A 3,776-nucleotide genomic window follows, 5' to 3' on the forward strand; every position below is an offset into this window, starting at 1 on the left:
CGCAGTGGCTCCTCGACAACGTTCCGGAGGCGCACGGCGACGCCATGATCTGCGGCGATGTGGGATCGCCAATGGTCGTAAGATTCGGCGAGAAGGGGCTTCTCTGGCTCGAGATAGAGGCGGAGGGAGCGCCCGCTCATGGCGCGCATGTCCACAAGGGGATCAATGCTATTGATCGCCTGCGCGGCGCGCTCGACGCTCTCAAGTCCCTGGAGCGCCTGCCTGTGCGAATCCCGCCGGAGGTGAGCGACGCTATTCGCTCCGCAAGGAGCGTATCCGAGCCTCTTTCCGGAGCCGGCGAGGAAGAGGTGCTCCGACGCATCACGGTGAACATCGGGACAATCGAGGGCGGCGTATCGCCCAACCTGGTTCCTACATTCGCCAGGGCACGGGCGGATGTGCGCCTCCCGGTCGGCATCACGCTCGAGGAGGTGAAGACCGCGCTGGGAACGGAACTCGCACCTATGCAAGGAGTCACCTGGCGGGTCCTGCAGGCCTACGAGCCGCTTTACACGGACCCCGTCCACGAGATCGTCACGCGGACAGTCAATGTCGCGGCGGAGGTTCTTGGGCGCGCGCCTGCCACCAACATGCGCATCGGCGCCTCTGATGCGCGGCTATACCGGATGGCGGGCGTTCCCTCGGTCGTGTTTGGCTGCACGCCGTTCAACATGGGCGGTCCCGACGAGAACGTGCTGATCGATGAACTCGTCGCCGTTGCGTGCGTTCACGCGCTCGTCGCCTTTGATTTCCTCAGCAATCCGTCGCCACGAGGTCTTAATGGCTAATACCGCTGCATTGTCGGATGCCGCCCTGTTCACAAAGCCGCCGAGCTTTATGAATGTTCCGCGCACACTCGATCTGTCAGGTGCCAAAGCAGCCATACTCGGTGTGCCTTTCGACTGCGGCACCCATGCTTTCCGCATCGGATCAAGGCAGGGACCTGCATCCATCCGCGAGCAGTCGCAGCTGGTCCGCTGGTTCGAGTCGGAGGTGGCGGACTACGACATTCGAGAGCGTCTGGGACTTGTAGATTGCGGCGATGTCGCTCTCGTCCCAAGCCGCATCACCGAGGCATTCGAGAAAATCGAGGAAGCTGCCTGGCGCATCATTAGCACAGGAGCCACGCTGGTCGGGTTCGGAGGCGACGGGTCAATTTCCGTGCCGCTCGTGCGTGCGGCTGCGCGGCGTTGGCCAGACCTCGCATTGGTTCACGTCGACAGCCATACTGATTGCCATCCTGTGAACGAGGACCACCCCTATGATGCGGCGAGCCAGTTCACGCATGCCGCCTTGGAGCAGCGGATTTCGCCGATGGCGTCCTATCACGTCGGCGTTCGCGGCCCGACCTTCCGCAAGGGCGTTCTCGATCATACCCGCTCGCTGGGATACAACATCATATCCATGCGGGACTACATGCGTCGCGGCGAGGCGGACGTTCTTGCGGAGCTCCATGAGGTCTTGCGAGGGCGGCCCGTCTATCTCTCGTGGGATATGGACTCGTTCGACCCCTCCGTCGCGCCCGGTGTGTGCACTCCGACATGGGGAGGCTTCACCGCCCGGGAGGGACTATCCCTGCTGCGCGGCCTCGCCGGGCTCGAAATCGTGGCGGTCGATATAAACACAGTGAGTCCTCCACACGACGTGCAGGGAATGGCGGCTCACCTCGCGGCCTACATCGCTTACGAGGCGTTACTGCTTCTTCCTAAACGTCCGTCCGAGCATCAGCGCTGAGGCCCCGAACACCGAGCTGGGATACATTCTTGACCCGCTCGCCTTGGCGCCGGTAGTGGCTGGCCACTGATGTAAAGGCACGGCGCATGTCGAGTTGGAGCTACCGACCATTGGCTGCTTCGGGCTTTGTGCCATCTCGTCAGCTCTGCCGGCTTCGTGCGGGAGCGGCTATGGAAGCGGCGCAACTCGCGGTCGGAGCGCAGATCGAGTCCGGATCCGGGAGACGCGCCCGATGATCTCGTCGCCTTCGTCGGCGACGAAGCTGGTGTCAGCGAAGCGACCGTCGGGCTACACGTCCGCCGAGCGCCTCCACGAGATTGTCACGGCTGAGTCTGGCGCAGGTGGTCGGCGATACGGCGGCCGGCCGGGGCATAGAGCCGGGCGGTCGCGCGGGCCAGCTGTTTGAGTTGTCCAGCCGCACGAGCCCCTTCGACGAGCAGCCGAAAGCCTTCCTCGGCGCTGATACCGTCCAGGGAGCCATTCTGCTTGCGCCGGTCGAGCCGGCGGCAGAGCGCGGCGAGGTTGGCGGCATCGCGAGCAGCGTTGCGGTCGACGGCGCTCATGAGGCTTGCCTCCTGCCCTGCCCCGTTTGGGCGTCAGAGTCTCGGTGGCAGAACCCACCGACCGGGATATCGTGGCTGCCGCAACGTCAATGGATGCTTAACCCGATCAGAATAATTTGAACTCGGGCCAGCGTTGCGGATCGGCCCTCGTGGCAACAGATCCTCGTTCGGTGCTCAGCCAAAAGGGTCTTCTTCGCATCGAGCGTTCGCGGACCGAACAGATTCTCGGCAAGCCGCCTTCAGGACGGACCATGCGCAAAAAGCGTTTCTACGAGCGAGCCTTCATCGGGATGTCCCATTTCAAACTCCCATTTGCCGGCCCGCTTCGCGTGGAGATAAGGCATGTGTCGGAGAGGGCACTATAGAGAAGATCTCCAGACCCGGAGGGTGTGATAATATCCGGATAGATCGCGCCTACTATGAATCCGCTTGGATTAAGCTTCACCTTGACGGTGAATAATTGAGGACCGGCAGAGCCGCCGTCGGAGTTCCTGGCGTTTATCTCGCCGCAATAATATCCATAACCGTTGTAGTCGAGCCAGCGAAAGCGGGCTGACTTTGGCTCTTTGAGGGCTGACCGGACGACAGGATCAATCACCGCTATTTCTTTTGCGGTCAATGGTCGAGGATTGTAGAACCAGATCGGCGCTCCGACGTTCTTTGGCTCAAGCGGAGGCATTTGCTGCGCCGGGATTGCAGCTCGTTTTCTCAGTTCTTCGTATTCCCGTCTGAGCTCTTCGAGTCCTTGTCCCTGCTTCTGTTCTTCGACGCGCCTTTCCAATTGAGCGCCCGTCTCGCCTGTCTTGCGGACCAGGGGTTCTGCTTGTGCAAGTGCTGCACCCTGCACCCCTACGAGCATCAAAACAGCCAACCGACCTTGCATGATTTCCCCCAGCGGAGTGATTACTTCCAGAACCTTGGCCGGGCCGCAACGGTGCCTATGGGCGATGCTGGGCGACTTCTTTTGGGGTGCCCTGCCCGCCCTCAGGAGCCATGGATGATCTCCGTCGGTCGATCTCACGCCGGCTCCAATCCTTGTGGGCTATCCAGGCAAGCCGCACCGCTGCAGCAACACCGACCAGCAGGATCATTGGGGCGTTCGACTGGGCGAATTCAACCGCGAAGATCTGGACCACGAGGAAAGCCGCAGCATCTGGCGTCCAGCTCAGCGCCGTGAACATCCCGCTCAACCCAGCGAAGAAGAAGATGAAGGAGGCCGCGAACGCAACGAGAGAGGTGCGGAGCATCGCTCAGACTCCCAGCCACCCTCGAGGCGGTCACCGTTTGCCAGTGACTTAGGCGGCACGTTGCGCAGCGTAAGCTGGGTATTACCGATGAGCTATTCGCCCAAACGTTCGCCGAATAAAGCCAAGGTATTACAGCTGTCTGGCCGAGTTCGATCGGAAAGCTGCCTGGAACTTTATGATGTTCCGTACCGTCAACCGATCCTTAACCCGATCGGCGCAATTTGAGCTTAGA

The 3,776-nt window shown here is 61.4% G+C and carries 5 protein-coding genes; 2 read left to right on the forward strand and 3 right to left on the reverse strand.

Translation table 11 applies throughout. The features are described 5' to 3' along the window. Both BN1233_RS33710 and BN1233_RS33715 read left to right on the forward strand, forming a co-directional pair. Nucleotides 1-788: peptidase dimerization domain-containing protein (locus BN1233_RS33710; protein ID WP_046868048.1), on the forward strand; the 788-nt coding region annotated here is incomplete at its 5' end. Continuing rightward, the gene (locus BN1233_RS33715) at nucleotides 781-1,734 is read left to right on the forward strand and encodes an arginase family protein (RefSeq protein ID WP_048710662.1); all 954 of its coding nucleotides are present in this window, start codon (nucleotides 781-783) and stop codon (nucleotides 1,732-1,734) included. The genes BN1233_RS33710 and BN1233_RS33715, both read left to right, overlap by 8 nt. Before the next feature lie 320 nt (nucleotides 1,735-2,054). Here the strand turns inward: BN1233_RS33715 and BN1233_RS33720 are convergent, their stop codons facing one another. The 3 genes from BN1233_RS33720 to BN1233_RS33730 form a co-directional block, all read right to left on the reverse strand. Next, nucleotides 2,055-2,297: a hypothetical protein gene (locus tag BN1233_RS33720; RefSeq protein ID WP_046868049.1), complete on the reverse strand. Its 243-nt coding sequence runs from the start codon at nucleotides 2,295-2,297 to the stop codon at nucleotides 2,055-2,057. Between the two features lie 268 nt (nucleotides 2,298-2,565). Beyond that, a complete protein-coding gene (locus tag BN1233_RS43730) occupies nucleotides 2,566-3,180 on the reverse strand; it encodes a hypothetical protein (protein ID WP_048710667.1) in 615 nt (204 codons plus the stop codon). Between the two features lie 55 nt (nucleotides 3,181-3,235). Beyond that, complete coding sequence (locus tag BN1233_RS33730; RefSeq protein ID WP_046868050.1) at nucleotides 3,236-3,544, reverse strand: hypothetical protein; 309 nt, start codon at nucleotides 3,542-3,544, stop codon at nucleotides 3,236-3,238. Nucleotides 3,545-3,776: the final 232 nt, after the last annotated feature.

Origin of the sequence: Microvirga massiliensis (assembly GCF_001006805.1) — a bacterium.
Taxonomy (GTDB): Bacteria; Pseudomonadota; Alphaproteobacteria; order Rhizobiales; family Beijerinckiaceae; genus Microvirga; species Microvirga massiliensis.

Excerpts from the sequence above, each read along its gene's own strand:
- BN1233_RS33715 (WP_048710662.1), top strand. The coding sequence starts at position 781 with ATGGCTAATACCGCTGCATTGTCGGATGCCGCCCTGTTCACAAAGCCG.
- BN1233_RS33720 (WP_046868049.1), bottom strand. The coding sequence starts at position 2,297 with ATGAGCGCCGTCGACCGCAACGCTGCTCGCGATGCCGCCAACCTCGCC.
- BN1233_RS43730 (WP_048710667.1), bottom strand. The coding sequence starts at position 3,180 with ATGCAAGGTCGGTTGGCTGTTTTGATGCTCGTAGGGGTGCAGGGTGCA.
- BN1233_RS33730 (WP_046868050.1), bottom strand. The coding sequence starts at position 3,544 with ATGCTCCGCACCTCTCTCGTTGCGTTCGCGGCCTCCTTCATCTTCTTC.